This window comes from Oscillatoria sp. FACHB-1407 (assembly GCF_014697545.1).
Lineage (GTDB): Bacteria > Cyanobacteriota > Cyanobacteriia > Elainellales > Elainellaceae > FACHB-1407.
Map to the genome: position 1 here is coordinate 159,227 of NZ_JACJSA010000004.1, position 16,570 is coordinate 175,796.

The window sequence follows — 16,570 nt, forward strand, 5'->3', positions numbered from 1 at the left end:
ACTCAACTGACAAAGTCTTCTGAGACAGTGATGCCATCCAGCGATACGGCTAGACGAAATGGCATACCCGGTGGGCAGCGAAATCGCTTGAGCTGAATTGAGTTATCTTGGTCGCGGGTTTGCACCGATTGCACAACGTCTCCTGTGGTTGAACACAGAGCCAGGGTTAGCTGAGCCGGTAACACAGGATGAATGGTGGGCAACAATCGCACCCGAATGCTGATTTGTTGCTCAGATTCTGTCTGGAGCATCACCAGCAGCAGAACGGTGGTTTCTGCGGTGCCAACTCGCAGACACTTGACCCGACGAATTATATCGTCTGCGATCGCCTCGGCTCTAAAGCTAAACTCCAGTTCGGGTTGGGCCGTCAGCAACTCCTCAACCGTTTGCCATCCCGTTTCGACCATTGACTGAAACCAGCGGCTCAACTGGGTTACTCGTGATTCTGTGACTCGTGCATCAGGAGCAACCGAAACAGAGGATTGCACCGAACTAGCATGACGCTCTCGTTGTTGGCAAAGCTGTTGCAACCGATCAGGTTCACCCAGTAAGGCTCCCCACTCTACAAAGGGCACTTCTAGTCGAGGAAGGACAATCACTCCTTCTAGTTGCTGAATCAGTGCCTCAGCCCGTTCCGCTGTCAGTGGGGGCAATGCAGCCACGGGAGCACGAGTTGGCTCAGACCCTAAATCGTGAACCACCCAAAGTACCTTAATATCTTGAATCAGGTCACTCCCATTCAGGCAATAAGCGCGATCGCTCTCGTCATAAACGCCTTGTGATTTCAGCATGGCATGGGTTGTGTAGCCCCAGACCTGAAGCAGGCGATCGTCTGGGTTGACCTCGACTGCTAAGTAATAGTCTCCAATCCAACTGGGAATATCGATCCACTCCTGCGGCACCCAAAATTCCCGTTTATCCATGGCCTCAGTGGGCACGATGACAAACCGCGTCTCCCCCACGGTGATAACGCTGCCATTGACCATACTCCAGCATTGCGGATTGTTAGCTGGATCAATGGTTTGGGGCGCATCCTGCCCAAAGGCTTCCTGTAAATAAGATAGAACGGTATGCAAACTCATTTGATTGCAATAAGCCTGCCAACGGTTCCCTGCTAACTCGATAGATTCGCTCTGCTGCCAGGAAGCAGTATGAATCTCATCCGGAATCTCTAACCACAGTGCTGATGTATCAAATAACAGTGTCATGCTTCTCCCCCTTCTTTAGAGAAGTGCTCTAGCCACTCCTCCAGCAAAATACTCATCTGCTTGACTACGGGCGACGTTAGCGTAATATGCAGTGTCTCCTGACTCCACTTGGCAAGCGATCGCAACAATTTTTCTTGAGCACTGCTCAGTCGGCGAGACACGGTGTATTGCTTGATGTCGAGCTGAGCTGCAATTTGTTGTTGCGTTAATTTTTGCCGATAGTATAAATCAAGCAATGCCTTGGTTTCAGAATCTAACGCGTCTAAAGCTGCCGTTAACATTGTGTTGATTTGCGATCGCTGAGTTTGGCGTTCCTGTAAGCTTTCTTCCAGAATCATTGCAGTCATCGGTGACTCATTTGAGGAGTCGGGCAAATCATCGAGAATTTCCCCTGATCCAACTTCGTCATATTTGGCGATGTTGAGCGACGTGGTTGTGGGATTGAGGTAGGCGCGAAGGCGTGCAGCGGAACGTTTTAGCCAGGTTTCGATTAACTCTGGAGTGGCGGTTGGTGCCTCTGCGGGCAGTTGGCGCGATCGCTGTTGGTTGTAAATGGTGGCGATCGCTTCCCAATCAGATGGTTCCGGGCGAGACAAACGGCGCGAAGTTCCCGCTTCGCGAGGCGCATAACAGGTTTTGAAACAGATCCACGCCAACCGATAACTGGCAATTTTCTCGGCGGATAGTCCTTCGCTTTCTAGAGCTTCCGTTAACTGTCGCTGGCTCACCTTCCGCAACAATCCCCAATCGGTGCGGCTACTCATCTCTTGCCCCTGCCGCAATCCATCTCGAATCGTATTGCTAAAGCTAATGTTGGCGTAGGTCTTGAGACTGGCTCCCTGAGCCGGACTGTATCCCCTCAACAGATTGGGCAAGTCGGCGATCGCCATTTGGAAACAATCTGACAGTGTGTAGGGCAAATTCACACGATTCGCCACGATTTTGTGGGCTGCCCAATAACAGGTTTCTTGCAAATAAGCCGATAAATGCCCCTGAGCCAAGCCGTTAGCCTGAGCGCACCACTGCTCATACCAATATCGCACCCAAAAAAAATCGAGCGTCTCTGAAGCGTTATCCGCCTGTTGCAAGCGGTTCTTAAAGCTGCGTTGCAGTTTCGCATCCGTGACCCAACGACTAAAGCGATCGTCCGTCAGTTGGGCGAAGGTTGAGAATAGGTCAAGTAGGGTTTTTCGCGGCTGCATTCCAAAAAGGGGTAGGAGTTATAGCAATCCTATTTGATTTGTGAAAAAGCATAGTGGCATGGTGATAGGTCAATGGTCAATGGTTGATGGTCAATGGTCAATGGTCAATGGTCAATGGTTGATGGTTGATGGTCAATGGTTGATGGTTGATGGTTGATGGTTGATGGTCAATGGTCAATGGTTGATGGTTGATGGTCAATGGTCAATGGTCAATGGTTGATAGTCATTTGCGTCTAACACGCTCTTAACCCCTGACCCTTAGCCTCCTGATCCTGAAAAGATCGCTAACCCGTCCTCTCAGGGTATATCAAATTCATTCGTCGCTCATAAAATTACACCGCAGGCATTGCTCATAAAATTACACCGCAAGAAATAGATAGTTACAGGATGACTGCTTTTGGAGAATAGACCTGTAAGCAGCGTTAGGGTTATTTGCAATGTCTCACCACTTCAATTCACCTGCGGAAACCTGGAGAATTTGATGCCTTTAACAGTGCTCACCCGTTTGACTGGACTGCCCACGAGCGGGAACACGCAGTTGAGTATCTGACCAAAGTTGTTGCTACTACCAGTGCGATCGCTGATCCACAGACCTATGCTGAACTGGTCACGGATACTTACTTTATTCCAGTGGCAATGCCCTATCAAGTCGGCACTCCAGCAGCTTTTTCGATGGGTGGTGTCAACAGTCGGTCATTGTCTGATAACGTTTACGACATTTTGATGACACGAGTTACCAACCGACCTATCTCAGCGGGAATTGATCCACAACTGCCCCCAAAAGCCTTTCCCTATGTCAATGCTCCCCATCGTCGCAGCGATATTTCCCCCGTGATTAGTCGCTCTTAGCAGTCAATAGACAGCAGGCTTTGCAGCTAAACCATTAGACTTACAACAGCAGTACAACCATGATGACTCTATCAACTGTGGGCAAACTTAATTCTTTTGCGACTGAGTCAGACCGCTGGGAAGCGATCGCCCAGCGATCTCCCAACACCGATGGCACGTTTTTCTATGCCGTCAAAACGACCGGAGTGTATTGTCGCCCCACCTGTTCATCCCGACGACCCAAACGAGAGAATGTGTTGTTTTTTGAAAGTTGTGATGCAGCAGAGACAGCAGGGTTTCGCCCCTGCAAGCGGTGTAGTCCCCGTTCAGCCTCTCCGCAACAACAACAGGTTGAACGCATAGCGGAAGTTTGTAAGCAGATTGAAGTATCTGAGACGTTGCCATCGTTAGACGAGATGGCACAGATGGTAGGGCTGAGTCCTTATCACTTTCATCGTGTCTTTAAGGAAATTGTGGGTATTACGCCCAAGCAATATGCGATCGCCCAACGCACTAAGCGAGTTCGACAGCAGTTACAGGAGAATACGACCGTGACTCAAGCTATTTACGACGCTGGATTTGAAACCAGTAGCACTTTTTATGAGCGGTCCACCGATTTGTTAGGCATGACCCCCTCCGACTATCAACAGGGAGCCAGTGGCATCGATATTCGCTATACAGTGCAGCCCTGCTGGTTGGGATGGGTACTGGTTGCCGCAACGCCAAAAGGGATTTGTGCGATCGCCTTTGGTGACACTCCAGAAACCCTTACGACTCAGCTCCAAGCCGATTTTCCTAAAGCACAATTTTCTGAAGGGAACGCGGAGTTTCAGACCTGGGTGGAGCAGGTGATTCAATTAATCGAAACCCCTCAACAAACGGTTGACTTGCCCCTCGATATTCAGGGAACAGCCTTTCAGCAGCAAGTTTGGCAAGCCTTACAGACCATTCCCCCAGGAACAACCGTTAGTTACGCTGAAGTAGCCCAACGTATTGGCAAACCCAAATCGGTGCGGGCTGTGGCAAACGCCTGTGGTAGCAACCACATTGCGGTGGCGATTCCCTGTCATCGTGTGGTCGGTAGCGACGGCAGTTTGCGGGGCTATCGCTGGGGGAGCGATCGCAAGCAAGCCCTTTTGGACAAAGAAAGTACGCTCAACCAGCCAAGCTTGTTCTAATCAATTGAGCAACGGACACCCCATGTATAGCACCGTTCGCCTATTGTTAAGGATCTTGACCCGACCAGAAGTACCCCTACTTGGAACCGATGCGAAGCGCGTCCTTGGGGTAACTCAAACACCTTCTGCTAGGGGGTTTGGGGGAGGTAGTGGCGTCCCCCAAGCGGGGTTTTGGGGGAGAATTCCCCAATGCTTGGTTCTTAAACTTATTGAAGTAACTGAGTGTCTAATTGGAAGAAGCAGAGATGTGTATGCACAAGAGCCTTAGCAGGGAGAGGTTGAAAGGGGTCCTATGTATAACCTTCAAAACTTAGATTAGTATGCTTTTACCTCATGACCCAACCACACATACTTCATCGATCGCCCAGAGAGTCAACACCATTGACTGGTTAACGATTCTACAAACCCTCGATCGCCAGGGGTTTGCAACCCTCAACTCGCTATTAACCGTAACAGAATGCCAGCAACTAGCTTATTCCTACAGCGATGACACTTTGTTTCGCAGTCGGATTGTGATGGAGCGATATCGGTTTGGACATGGAGAATATCAATATTTCGCGTATCCGTTGCCATCACAGGTTCAGAGCTTGCGGGAGAGTGTTTACCCTCAATTAGTGCCGCTAGCCAATCAATGGCACAGCATTTTAGGAATTGAGACTCGTTTTCCTGACCAACTCGGTCGCTTCTTAGAAACTTGTCATCAAGCAGGTCAAATCCGACCTACGCCGTTGTTGTTGAAGTATGAGGTAGGCGACTACAACTGTTTGCATCAAGACCTGTATGGCGAGCTAACCTTTCCATTTCAGGTGGCGATCGCTCTGAGTGAACCTGGGCGCGACTTTTTGGGTAGTGAATTTGTGCTGACGGAGCAGAAGCCTCGTTCTCAATCACGGGTGCATGTGGTCAATCTGCATCAAGGAGATGCGGTGATCTTTGCAGTGAATCATCGTCCTGTCCAGGGAACAAAGGGCTTTTATCGGGCCACTCTAAAACATGGAGTGAGTGCGTTGCATTCTGGAAGGCGATTTTGTTTGGGAATTATCTTTCACGATGCCGCTTAACTCCATGCAATCACCATTCCCTGATGATCTGGTGCTGCCCAGTCCTGAGTTGAGACAGGCAGTAGAGATGGTGTGTGAGCGCGATCGCACCTTTCGCAAAATCGAGACGGAGGCAGGCGCACTCATGGTTCGTCGTTGGTTGCCTGGGTTCCCCTCGCTGGTGCGAATTATTGTGGGACAACAGGTGTCATCAAACGCGGCACGAGCAATTTTTGGGCGGTTGACCCAACAGATTGAGCTAACCCCTGCTCAATTGGCGCAATGCCCAGAAGTCACCCTCAAACAAGTGGGCTTGAGTCAAGCCAAGATCGCGACCTGTCAACGGTTAGCTGAGGCAATTTTGACAGACCAATTAAACCTGGAGAAACTAACCCTACTGCCTGACTCGCAGGTGATTGAGCAACTGACTCAAATCAAAGGGATTGGGGTCTGGACGGCAGATGTGTACTTGCTGTTTTGTTTGCAGCGTCTAAACAGCTTTCCGGCTTCTGACTTGGCAATTCAAGTGGGCTATCAACGGCTCAAATCCCTGAGCGATCGCCCCACTCGTCAGCAATTACTGTCCCTCACTCAACCGTTGGAACCCTATCGTGGAGCAGTGGCTCATCTACTCTGGCACTATTACCGATTTCTCGCTCGGTGATAGGTGCATTATTTCTTCAAAAAATAATTGAGCTTTTCCTGAAAATTCTGGGGCAATGTTGCATAACTCCCTCCTCAATCAGAGATATAGCTGTATGAGTGTTCCGCAAATGGAGAGTTAGCCATGTGTCCCCAACATTTGATTTCACTGCTGACCCACGCTCCAGCGATCGCCCTGGCGGTGTTGCTGCGTTCCTTCCGCCCTTGTTTTACGCTGACCCGCAACTGTCGAGTAGAGGCAGACTGCTTGCAGAAACAAGGTTGGCAATATTACGAACAACGCTGCTGGACAGAAGCCGAACGACTGTTTCAACAAGCATTGGTCTTGCGACGGGCGATTGGTGATGGAGTGGGGATGACAGAAATACTTCTGATTTTGGGATTGATGGCATATCAGCAGCGTGAGTTTGTCAAAGCCATTCATTACTATCAACAAGCGTTCAAACTGAGTAAAGCCACTTGCTACATAGCAGGTATGGGTGTGAGTGCCAGCCATATTGGTTTGATCTATCGACAGTTAGAGCGGCACTCCTGGGCGTTGGTAGCTTATCAACACGCACTCAAAGCGTTTGCTGAAGCCGATGATTACCTGGCAGTGGGGCAAACGCTGCAAAATCTGGCGATGACTTATGCCGATTTAGGGCAATTGAATCAAGCCCAGCAATATTACAAATTGTCTTCACAGCTTTTACAAGAAATCGTAGACCCAGTTGAGGCGGTAACTCATAACGAGTTGTCACTACATCAACCCATTCCTTCATCGACTCTGACAACCATGCTACAAACCACAATGCAAAACAGTCCAGATCTACCAAACGGCAGTTCGATTGCCTTGCCCCTCAATGCTGTGAATGCCTCTGCCAACGACCTGCAAGAATCGCTAGAAACTTATAAGAGCCTGGACGATTTACACCGAGAAGCGGTTAACCTGCATACTGTAGCGGCTATTTATGAGCGAGACGGGTTGTACCTATCTGCGCTCGCTCACGAAGAGCAAGCTCTAGCGATATTTCAGCTATTAGGGGATCAAGTGGCGATCGACGAGACGTTTCATAATCTCGGCAAACTTCACGAACGGTTAGGACACCGCAAAGCCGCGATGCGTTGTTATGAACGAGTCTTAGGGAACTTGTTTAAGGCGATGCCCGATGCACCCAATGTTGTCAATGTTTAAGAGCTATAGCCATCTGGCTTCCTCATCTCCGGTTGTGCTGGGATTAAGGCATCAGATCGTTTGGATCAAATCCTCGCATCCGCAAGTGCTCATTCCAGTTCCATTTCTCTAAAAAGAATCGCTTGGTGGTGAGATATCCCTGCCGATAGAGAATATTCTTTTTATCATTTGAGAGGTCAAATTCAGTCGCGGTGACTTTAGCCGCAGTGACATCGATGTTGATCACGCGACCTTCATCCCGTTGGTTCAAGTGATAGCGATCGCGTGCCACCATCATCGTTTTAAACATGCCACCTAACAAACCAAAGGGCCCCGTGATATTGTTTGACTGCTTCAGGCTATCTTCAACCAACCGCAGACCAAACGTGGGCCAGCGAGGACACTTCTTAACACTGACTTTGGGTGCCTCTCCGTTGGAGCCTTTGACATCAGGGGGGGGCACATCGTAGAGCCACAGCGGAAAGTTGCTGAGAATGCCACCGTCCACAATCTTACGTTTGCGATCGCCCAATTCCCCCGGTTCAAAAAAGAGAGGAATGCTCATCGACAGGCGTACTGCTTCAGCAATGGGAAAGTCATCGGGAGTCTTAAGCTTGAGTTGCTGTTGCAGCGATCGCTTTTGGGGATCGTCCGAATCGGAATACACTAGGTCATCAGGGAGCACCAACATTTCACCCTTGCTGATGTCTGAGATCACGACCTTGAGTTCTAAGCCACTGGGGTTGGCTTTGATATCCGCAAAGGTAGCTAACCCGCGTCGTTTCAAATTGCTGTCGAGCCATGCCCGAAATGGCTCTGAGGAATATTGCCCCAACTTACGAGCCAGCAAGAGAAACAGCATCATTTGCACGGGCGATCGCAGGTCATCTGCCGGATTGCCATTGAGAATCAGCCAACTCGTTTTTTTCGTGAGAAATTGCATGAAATCCATGCCACCCACAACCTGCTCCAGATCATCGATCTGAAAGTCAGCCGCCACAAACGCTGCCGTAATGGCACCTGCCGAGGTTCCCGCCAACTTGCGCCAGCGAAACCCCAGATCTGCACAACACCGCAACGCCCCTAAAAACGCAATGCCTCGAACTCCGCCCCCTTCAAACACGCCATCAATGTAAATTTGGTTATCTTGAGATGAAGGAGGTGGCATACGAGTCAGAATCTCTGCCTTTTCGTCAGGAGTGATGCGTAAGCCAGGTTCCTTTAAAACTTGCTCAAAACTCCAATCTGCCATGTAACCCCTCCAGTAGCTCAAACTCTAGAACAATTGCACCTCCTAGAGCATCTCACAGGCTCCCCATTAAACTGTAAACTTGTCAACTCTCTTAATAAGGAATAGTGACAAGAAAGACTAAAAGAAAGGAAAAGTAGGTCAAGTTAGGTCAAGTGGCGATCGCCCCATCCTTTACCCTTTACCCTTTACCCTTTATCCTTTACCCTTTATCCTTCACCCTTTCCCCGGTTTCACTCTTTTCTCTCTTTTCCTGATTTACGGTCAACCGGGGTAGACGATGCTTAAAGCCACAGAGAATCTCCCAGGAAATTGTGTTGAGGCTGGTTGCCCAATCATCGGCAGAGAGGTAATCGTTTCCATCCTGCCCTAACAACGTCACAACCTCACCCACCTGCAAATCAGGGATGGCACTGACATCGAGCATCAGTTGATCCATTGTGATTGCACCAATTTGGCGGACTCGTTGCCCTCGGATCAAAACCTCCAGACGGTTCGACAGATTGCGGGGCACTCCGTCGGCGTAGCCAATCCCCACGACAGCCAGCAGCAAGTCGCGATCGGCGATGAACTTGTAGCCATAACTGACTCCTGTGCCTGCGGCGATCGCCTTGACCTGGGTCACCCGTGCCTTGACTTGCAGCACCGGGCGCAGCGCAACGGTTGAGGTCAGATGAGGAGCCGGATGCAAGCCGTATAAGCCCAAGCCCACCCGCACCATGTCGTAGTGCAATTTGGGATCAGCCAACGTTGCAGCGGAATTGGCGAGATGCAGACGAGGTGGCTTAATGCCAACTGCTCGAACCTGGGCGATCGCCTCTTGAAAGCGGTGGTGCTGCAACTGCATGATGGTCGGGTCGGGATCATCAGCGGTTGCCAGATGGGAGTAAAGACTGGCAATGCGGAGGTGAGGGGCGCGCTGTACCCGTTGGGCAAACTCGGCAGCTTCCTGCCAGGGGGCACCTAAGCGAGACATGCCCGTGTCAATTTTGAGGTGAACGGGTAATGGTGGCAGGGATAGCTCGTCTAGTGCCTCGGAGAAGACCAGGACTTGCTTGGCGGTACAAAGGGTCGGTTGCAGGTGCCATTGGGCGATCGCCCTGACCTGCTCTGCCGTGTTCGCGGCTCCTAACAGCAGAATGGGGGCTTGAATTCCAGCTTCTCGTAGTTCGATCCCCTCTGGAATGGTCGCCACCCCCAGCCAGGTCGCCCCATGCTGCAAAGCTGTCTGAGCAATTGTCACAGCCCCATGACCATAGGCATCCGCTTTGACTACCGCCATCAGGTCGGTTTTAGGGGATAGCCACTGCTTCAACTGCCGCACATTGTGAGCCAACGCCGCCCGGTCGATCTCAACCCAGGCGCGATCGCGCTGCATTGGGGTCAGGCTCGGCGTATGTTCCCAACTCAACATAACCACATCACTCCTCCACCACACACACCACTTAACAGGTCAATCACATCCCCACGATTTCGGGTGTTTATCTAAACAACCCGTTAGACTTCGTGCCAACTATGTTACTATCGATGAAACAATTCTTCTCAATCAGCCATCGATGGGCAAGGTTCTGGTGTTAAACGCCTCCTACGAACCGCTCAATATCACGAGTTGGCGAAGAGCGGTCGTGTTGCTGATCAAAGGGAAGGCAGAACAGGTTGAGCACAATGGTAAGCTCGTCTATGGCAAACTGCCTCTGCCCTCGGTGATTCGTCTGCGTCATTATGTCCGGGTGCCCTACAAAGAAATTCCCCTCACTCGTCGTAATATCCTTCATCGGGATGGTCATTCTTGTCAGTACTGTGGCTACTCTGGAGATGACTTGACGCTCGATCACGTTATTCCGCGATCGCGTGGGGGAGGCGATTCCTGGGAAAACATCGTCACGGCGTGTGTCCGTTGTAATGTCAAAAAGGGTAGCCGCACCCCTAAAGAGGCAAATATGCTCTTACGTCATCCACCTCATCGCCCTCACAGCGGGTTGTACTTTGAGGTCACGAAACACATCAAAAGTGGTGTCCATCAGGAATGGCAGAAATACGTCATTGGCATCTGACCTGCCTCACTGGTTTAACAACGGCGTCACGCTTCCTGTCGTGTATTGCCTGTAAAACGTGTGACCATTCGGTCAACGGTGGCTTGATTCTGATGAAAGCACGTCTTGAGTTCCTAACCTTTGTCGCTACTCGAGTAAACGCTTAGCCGCTACATCAGTTGCTATTCAAGGCTACTCATCTCATACCCAGGTCTACACATGGGATAGATCTGAATCTATAGATAGGGTGTTAATTCCTTCTTTTTTTGCAAAGATCAAGAGGTAAGACATCCAGCGACACGGCTAGTCTCTAGGCGTGCCCCATAACAAGCAGAGTTCACCTGAGCTTTTAACACTTGATTATTTTCGTATGCAACCCAATTCACTAAAGTCTAAATCGATTGAGAGTCTGCCTGTCTTGACGGAACCTGCATCGTTAGGTTCCGGCTCAGAGGTTAAAGTTGTCAATGCTGTGGAGCTTGATGCTCCAGCTACCCGGGTAGATTGGGGACATACGACACCCCAGGCACGCCGTCTTACAGAGCAGAAGGTGGATGAACTGCGGCGAGTTTTAGAGGGGCATCGGGGCGATCGCCATCTCGCCGTGCTGCAAGACTTCCCCGATCCAGATGCACTCTCCTGTGCCTGGGCATATAAGCTAATCGCCCAACAGTTTGATATTCGCTGCGACATCGTTTACGCGGGCGCGCTGAGCCACCAGGAAAATATTGCGTTGGTCAAGCTGATGGGCATCCCCATCCAGCGGTGGAATATCCAAACCGCAAAAGAAAAAGATTTGTCGGTCTATCAGGGCTGTGCCTTTATCGACAACCAGGGCACCACGACCCAACTCCTGCCTTTGTTGGAACACAGTGCCATCCCCATCACCGTTGTGATCGACCACCACACCATGCAGGGGGAACTGAAGTCCGAATTCCATGACATTCGCTCCCAAACCCGTGCTACCGCCACCATCTTTACCCAATACCTACAGGGCGGGCTGCTCAAACTAGACAGCAGCAACGGGGAGCATGTCAAGTGTGCAACGGCTCTGATGCATGGCATTCGCTCTGACACCAACCGTTTGATGCAGGCACAAGAGGAGGACTTTTTAGCGGCGGCTTACCTCAGTCGCTTCTATGACAGTCAGTTGCTCAACTCGGTGTTGCAAGCGTCGCGATCGCGCCGAGTCATGGATGTAATTGAGCGATCGCTGCGGAATCGGATCTTGCAAAACAACTTCTCGATCGCTGGCGTAGGCTACCTACGGTATGACGACCGGGACGCCATTCCCCAGGCGGCTGACTTCCTCGTGACAGAGGAAAACGTCCATACGGCTGTGGTCTATGGCATCGTTCACGATGAGGATGAAGACCTGGAAATCGTCATCGGTTCCCTCCGCACCAGTAAGCTGACACTCGACCCCGATGAATTTATCAAAGAGGCGTTTGGGCAAGACACGCAGGGACGTTTCTTTGGCGGTGGGCGATCGATGGCAGGCGGTTTCGAGATCCCCATGGGTTTTTTGTCTGGTTTTAACGAAAGTCAGGAGTATACCAGGTTAAAATGGGAAGTCTTTGACGCACAGATCAAGCAAAAACTATTGCGCTTGGTCAATCCTGAAAATGGTGTAATTCGCACCGACTGACCCCAACATGGCTGAACTTTACATCATTCGTCATGGGCTGGCTGGTGAGCATGGCAGCTATCCCAATGACGACGAACGCCCCCTGACCGAAGAAGGACACCGCAGAACCCATAAGATCGCAAAGCGATTGCGGGAGCTAGACTTGCAGTTTGACCTGATCTTGACTAGCCCACTCACCCGTGCCCGCCAGACGGCTGAGATTTTGCAGAGTCGGGGGCTAAGCGATCGCCTGGAGGCATCAGCCGACCTCGCCCCTGGTGGAGACTTTGACCACTGGTTGACCTGGCTCGACCAGTGGCAGCACACCGAGAAAAATCAGTTGGCGATCGTTGGTCACGAACCTAACCTGAGTGAGTGGGCAGAGAGACTCGTTTGGGGAGAACCCAAGCATCAGCTTGTCCTCAAAAAGGCAGGCGTGATCGGCTTAACTCTTCCGGAAACAGGCTCCCCCGTTGGGCGCAGTTGCCTTTTCTGGCTCACCCCTCCTAAATTTTTGCTGTAGGGTCAAAGCCTTTGGATAGCTCGGATAACCCTGTCGGAGTTGATTTTGAGGGCTTCTCTGCCGAATCCTTCACCCCTGCGCTCACAAATATCTCCTCTTAGAGAACAACCCAGAGAGGTCTAGAAGGGGTGTAGAAGAATTACAGAACTGCTTTCAAATAGACAAACCTGCGAGGATGAGTATGGCAATGTATCATATAAGTCTATTTTAGGCACACGGTGAATTATGACGGTTTGCGAGTATAAGCCAGGGCTGGAAGGCATTCCCGCCACGCAATCCAGTATTAGCTATGTTGATGGTCAGAAAGGCATTCTGGAATATCGCGGCATCCGCATCGAAGACCTCGCCAAAATGAGTTCTTTTGTGGAAGTCTCCTACCTACTCATCTGGGGCGAACTGCCGACAGAAACAGAACTAGCCGACTTCAAGCATGAGATCCAATACCATCGGCGGCTGAAATATCGGATTCGCGACATGATGAAGTGTTTCCCTGAGAGTGGTCACCCGATGGATGCTCTCCAGGCATGTGCTGCTGCTCTAGGGTTGTTTTATTCTCGTCGGGCATTAGATGATCCTGCTTACATTCGAGCTGCTGTTGTGCGCCTCTTGGCTAAGATTCCTACGATGGTGGCTGCCTTTCAACTGATGCGGAAAGGAAACGATCCAGTCCAGCCGCGTGACGATCTCGACTACTCCGCTAATTTCCTCTACATGCTGAATGAGCGGGAACCTGATCCCCTGGCGGCTCACATTTTTGACGTTTGCTTAACGTTGCACGCCGAGCATACCATCAACGCTTCTACCTTTTCTGCGATGGTGACTGCCTCGACGCTGACTGACCCCTATGCGGTGATTGCGTCTGCTGTTGGGACGTTAGCCGGGCCTCTCCATGGTGGAGCCAACGAAGAAGTGATCACCATGTTGGAGGAAATCGGCTCGGTTGAAAATGTGCGCCCCTACCTCGATCGCTGCCTGGAGCGCAAAGCCAAAATTATGGGGTTTGGGCATCGGGTCTACAAGGTCAAAGACCCCCGCGCCACGATCCTGCAAGAATTGGCAGAAAAGCTGTTTGAAAAGAGTGGACGAGATAGTTATTACGATATTGCGGTTGAGCTAGAACGAGCCGTCGAAGAAAGGCTGGGACACAAAGGAATTTACCCCAACGTAGATTTCTATTCGGGCCTGGTTTACCGTAAATTGGGCATTCCTACCGATTTGTTTACTCCTGTGTTTGCGATCGCCCGCGTTGCAGGCTGGCTTGCCCACTGGAAAGAGCAACTGGCAGAAAACCGGATCTTCCGCCCAACCCAGATCTACACAGGCACCCACAACGAACCCTACGTTCCTATTCAAGAACGCCGTTCCGCTAACGACAAAGCGTTTATGGCGGAGTTGATAGCCAAGTAAGGCATGAACGCTAAAGGATGAAGGATAAAGGTTCAAGTGTAACTTTCATCCTTTAGCGTTCATTTTTTACCCTTACTGATGGGTCACACCCCCCTTGTGATTTCGCTTGTGGCTTGCCATGATTCATGTAGTGACGATTTTCAGGAACTCCAACCCTCAGGCAATTTGTTTGAGGGTTTTTGTTTTTTTAGCTTTGGTCGGAAAGCTTAGGACAAAGGTAATGACCAAACCCTGATTCTGGGAGAGCTTCCTGACTCGCCTCCGCCCCATCAAATGTGGCTGCGACTATAAGGGCGTTTTTTGATAAATTTCATCTCTCCCCGGAAGGCTCCGTCCACTTCAACCCCTGCCGTCGTCCAACCGAGGTGAAGATAGAAGCCGTAGGCTCTCAAACTGGGGTCGTTGCCTGTCACCAGCCAAATCTCCTCAATGCCCTTTGACCACAACCAATCTTCCGCCGCTTGCATCAAGGCACGTCCCGTCCCTTGCCCCTCAAACCCAGGAAGGACAAATAGACCGAATATTGTTTTTTCGGTGGCGTTGGCGATCGCAAAGCCCATAGGAGTGTCGCCATTTTCAGCAATCCACGCGCAACAATCGGTTTCTAGCATTCTGGCAACTGATTCTGGAGTAATGCCCAATTCAGCAATCTCTTCGCGGGATTGGTGATTCTCGCTAACGCCTGTTCTAATCTCAAACAGCGTCTCGATATCGTCTTGTTGAGCCACTCGGATGTTCATAGAAGACTCCCTGCATTAAATTCCATCTCCCCACTCCCTTGCCCACTCCCATGCCTGTGTAGAGCCTCTGAGCTTTATTCTCCTCGCCTACTCCCCACTCCCTCTTCCCCCTTCAGTGGGTTGCGTCTTTCCCCAAAAACTATATACTTTTGTGAAGTTAAGAAAAACCATTTTCGATTCACTGGGGAATAAAGATGTACATTGTGCAGATTGCCTCCGAATGCGCTCCTGTCATTAAAGCTGGTGGTTTGGGGGATGTCGTTTACGGGTTGAGCCGAGAGCTAGAAACTCGTGGGAATACCGTCGAGATCATCCTGCCTAAATATGACTGTATGCGGTATGACCACATTTGGGGTCTGCACGATGCTTATCGCGAGTTGTGGGTGCCTTGGTATGGTGGGGCAATTCACTGCTCGGTTTACTGTGGCTGGGTGCATGGGAGGTTGTGTTTCTTTATTGAACCCCATTCCCCCGATAACTATTTCAATCGTGGTTGTTATTATGGCTGCGACGACGACAATATGCGGTTTGCGTTCTTCAGCAAAGCGGCTCTGGAGTTTTTGCAGAAGAGTAACAAGCGTCCGGATGTCATCCATTGCCACGATTGGCAGACGGGATTGGTGCCCGTCATGTTGTTTGAGAACTACAAATATGACATGGGGTTACAGCGCGTTTGTTACACCATTCATAACTTCAAACATCAGGGCATTGGTGGACCCCAAACCCTGTGGGCAACCGGATTAAATCGCGAAGCTTATTTCTTTGATTACAGTCGTTTGCGTGATAACTTTAACCCTTTTGCGTTGAACTACATGAAAGGGGGAATTGTTTATTCTAACTACGTCACCACGGTGTCTCCGCACCATGCCTGGGAAGCTCAACATACTGATATTGGCTACGGTTTGGGACATACCTTGCATTTGCATCAAGATAAGTTTCGAGGGGTGTTAAACGGCATTGATTACGATATCTGGAATCCCGAAGTCGATCGCTACATTCCTCACACATTTACTAAAGATGATTTAGAGGGTAAAGCCAAGAATAAAAAGGCATTGCGCGATCGCCTCTTACTTCAGGATGTAGACAAACCGATTATTTGTTTCATTGGTCGTTTAGATGAGCAAAAAGGGGTTCATCTGGTACATCACGCGATCTACCACGCCTTGAAGAAAAACGCCCAATTTGTATTACTCGGTTCTGCCACTGAAGCGGGAATTAATGCCCACTTCCAACACGAAAAAGCTTTCCTCAATGACAACCCCGATGTGCATTTAGAATTGGGCTTCAATGAGGAGTTATCGCACCTGATTTATGCGGGGGCAGACATGATTGTAGTGCCCAGTAATTATGAGCCTTGCGGACTGACCCAGATGATCGGGCTGAAGTATGGAACGGTGCCGATCGTTCGGGGTGTGGGCGGTCTGGTGAATACGGTGTTCGATCGCGACTATGACCAGGACCATTTGCCCGAACAACGCAACGGCTATGTGTTTTATGACACTGATTACGGGGCGATCGAATCGGCCATGGATCGGGCGATCGCACTGTGGTACAACGAACCGGAGGAGTTTCAAAAACTCGTTGTTCAAGGCATGAATTACGATTATTCCTGGAATTATCCTGGTAAGGAATACCTGGAGATTTATGACATGATCCGCTATTACAAATAGTCTGACTTACAGAAGTCGGAGTTTTTGGGAAAACTTCGACTTCTCAGCG

General features: G+C 50.3%; 15 protein-coding genes. 10 read left to right on the forward strand and 5 right to left on the reverse strand.

All coding sequences use genetic code 11. The features are described 5' to 3' along the window. Positions 1 to 2 precede the first annotated feature (2 nt). Complete coding sequence (locus tag H6G89_RS08835; RefSeq protein ID WP_190505073.1) at positions 3 to 1,208, reverse strand: DUF1822 family protein; 1,206 nt, start codon at positions 1,206 to 1,208, stop codon at positions 3 to 5. Further along, the gene (locus tag H6G89_RS08840) at positions 1,205 to 2,410 is read right to left on the reverse strand and encodes a sigma-70 family RNA polymerase sigma factor (RefSeq protein WP_190505076.1); all 1,206 of its coding nucleotides are present in this window, start codon (positions 2,408 to 2,410) and stop codon (positions 1,205 to 1,207) included. The genes H6G89_RS08835 and H6G89_RS08840 overlap by 4 nt, the downstream gene beginning before the upstream one ends. A gap of 432 nt (positions 2,411 to 2,842) precedes the next feature. Between H6G89_RS08840 and H6G89_RS08845 the strand changes: the two genes are divergently transcribed. The 5 genes from H6G89_RS08845 to H6G89_RS08865 all read left to right on the forward strand — a co-directional run bounded on the left by H6G89_RS08845 (position 2,843) and on the right by H6G89_RS08865 (position 7,293). Further along, positions 2,843 to 3,259 (forward strand): hypothetical protein, encoded by a 417-nt coding sequence (locus tag H6G89_RS08845; protein ID WP_190505078.1) that lies wholly within the window; start codon positions 2,843 to 2,845, stop codon positions 3,257 to 3,259. A gap of 59 nt (positions 3,260 to 3,318) precedes the next feature. Next, the gene (gene ada, locus H6G89_RS08850) at positions 3,319 to 4,416 is read left to right on the forward strand and encodes a bifunctional DNA-binding transcriptional regulator/O6-methylguanine-DNA methyltransferase Ada (protein ID WP_190505080.1); all 1,098 of its coding nucleotides are present in this window, start codon (positions 3,319 to 3,321) and stop codon (positions 4,414 to 4,416) included. Positions 4,417 to 4,736: 320 nt separating this feature from the next. Further along, positions 4,737 to 5,477, forward strand: coding sequence for a 2OG-Fe(II) oxygenase (locus H6G89_RS08855; RefSeq protein WP_190505082.1), 741 nt, complete (start codon positions 4,737 to 4,739; stop codon positions 5,475 to 5,477). 4 nt (positions 5,478 to 5,481) lie between these two features. After that, entirely contained in the window at positions 5,482 to 6,120 is a 639-nt protein-coding gene (locus H6G89_RS08860; protein WP_190505084.1) for a DNA-3-methyladenine glycosylase family protein, read from the forward strand. 123 nt (positions 6,121 to 6,243) lie between these two features. After that, positions 6,244 to 7,293 (forward strand): tetratricopeptide repeat protein, encoded by a 1,050-nt coding sequence (locus H6G89_RS08865; protein WP_190505086.1) that lies wholly within the window; start codon positions 6,244 to 6,246, stop codon positions 7,291 to 7,293. Positions 7,294 to 7,336: 43 nt separating this feature from the next. Here the strand turns inward: H6G89_RS08865 and H6G89_RS08870 are convergent, their stop codons facing one another. After that, positions 7,337 to 8,524 carry a patatin-like phospholipase family protein gene (locus H6G89_RS08870; protein ID WP_190505089.1) on the reverse strand — a complete coding sequence of 396 codons (1,188 nt, stop codon included), beginning with the start codon at positions 8,522 to 8,524 and terminating at the stop codon, positions 7,337 to 7,339. 199 nt (positions 8,525 to 8,723) lie between these two features. After that, entirely contained in the window at positions 8,724 to 9,935 is a 1,212-nt protein-coding gene (gene alr, locus H6G89_RS08875) for an alanine racemase (protein ID WP_190505484.1), read from the reverse strand. A gap of 142 nt (positions 9,936 to 10,077) precedes the next feature. Between alr and H6G89_RS08880 the strand changes: the two genes are divergently transcribed. From H6G89_RS08880 to H6G89_RS08895, 4 genes are all read left to right on the forward strand, one after another. Continuing rightward, positions 10,078 to 10,575, forward strand: a complete 498-nt coding sequence (locus H6G89_RS08880; RefSeq protein ID WP_190505091.1) for an HNH endonuclease — start codon at positions 10,078 to 10,080, stop codon at positions 10,573 to 10,575. A gap of 349 nt (positions 10,576 to 10,924) precedes the next feature. Further along, entirely contained in the window at positions 10,925 to 12,202 is a 1,278-nt protein-coding gene (locus H6G89_RS08885; protein WP_190505093.1) for a DHH family phosphoesterase, read from the forward strand. A 7-nt stretch (positions 12,203 to 12,209) separates the two neighbouring features. Then, positions 12,210 to 12,704: a phosphohistidine phosphatase SixA gene (gene sixA / locus H6G89_RS08890; protein ID WP_190505095.1), complete on the forward strand. Its 495-nt coding sequence runs from the start codon at positions 12,210 to 12,212 to the stop codon at positions 12,702 to 12,704. A 225-nt stretch (positions 12,705 to 12,929) separates the two neighbouring features. Then, complete coding sequence (locus tag H6G89_RS08895; protein WP_190505097.1) at positions 12,930 to 14,111, forward strand: citrate synthase; 1,182 nt, start codon at positions 12,930 to 12,932, stop codon at positions 14,109 to 14,111. Between the two features lie 269 nt (positions 14,112 to 14,380). Here H6G89_RS08895 and H6G89_RS08900 read toward each other — a convergent pair whose 3' ends face one another. Further along, positions 14,381 to 14,851 carry a GNAT family N-acetyltransferase gene (locus tag H6G89_RS08900; RefSeq protein WP_190505099.1) on the reverse strand — a complete coding sequence of 157 codons (471 nt, stop codon included), beginning with the start codon at positions 14,849 to 14,851 and terminating at the stop codon, positions 14,381 to 14,383. Positions 14,852 to 15,045: 194 nt separating this feature from the next. Here H6G89_RS08900 and glgA point away from each other — a divergent pair, with 194 nt between their 5' ends. Beyond that, positions 15,046 to 16,521, forward strand: coding sequence for a glycogen synthase GlgA (gene glgA, locus H6G89_RS08905; protein ID WP_190505101.1), 1,476 nt, complete (start codon positions 15,046 to 15,048; stop codon positions 16,519 to 16,521). The last annotated feature ends 49 nt before the right edge of the window (positions 16,522 to 16,570 follow it).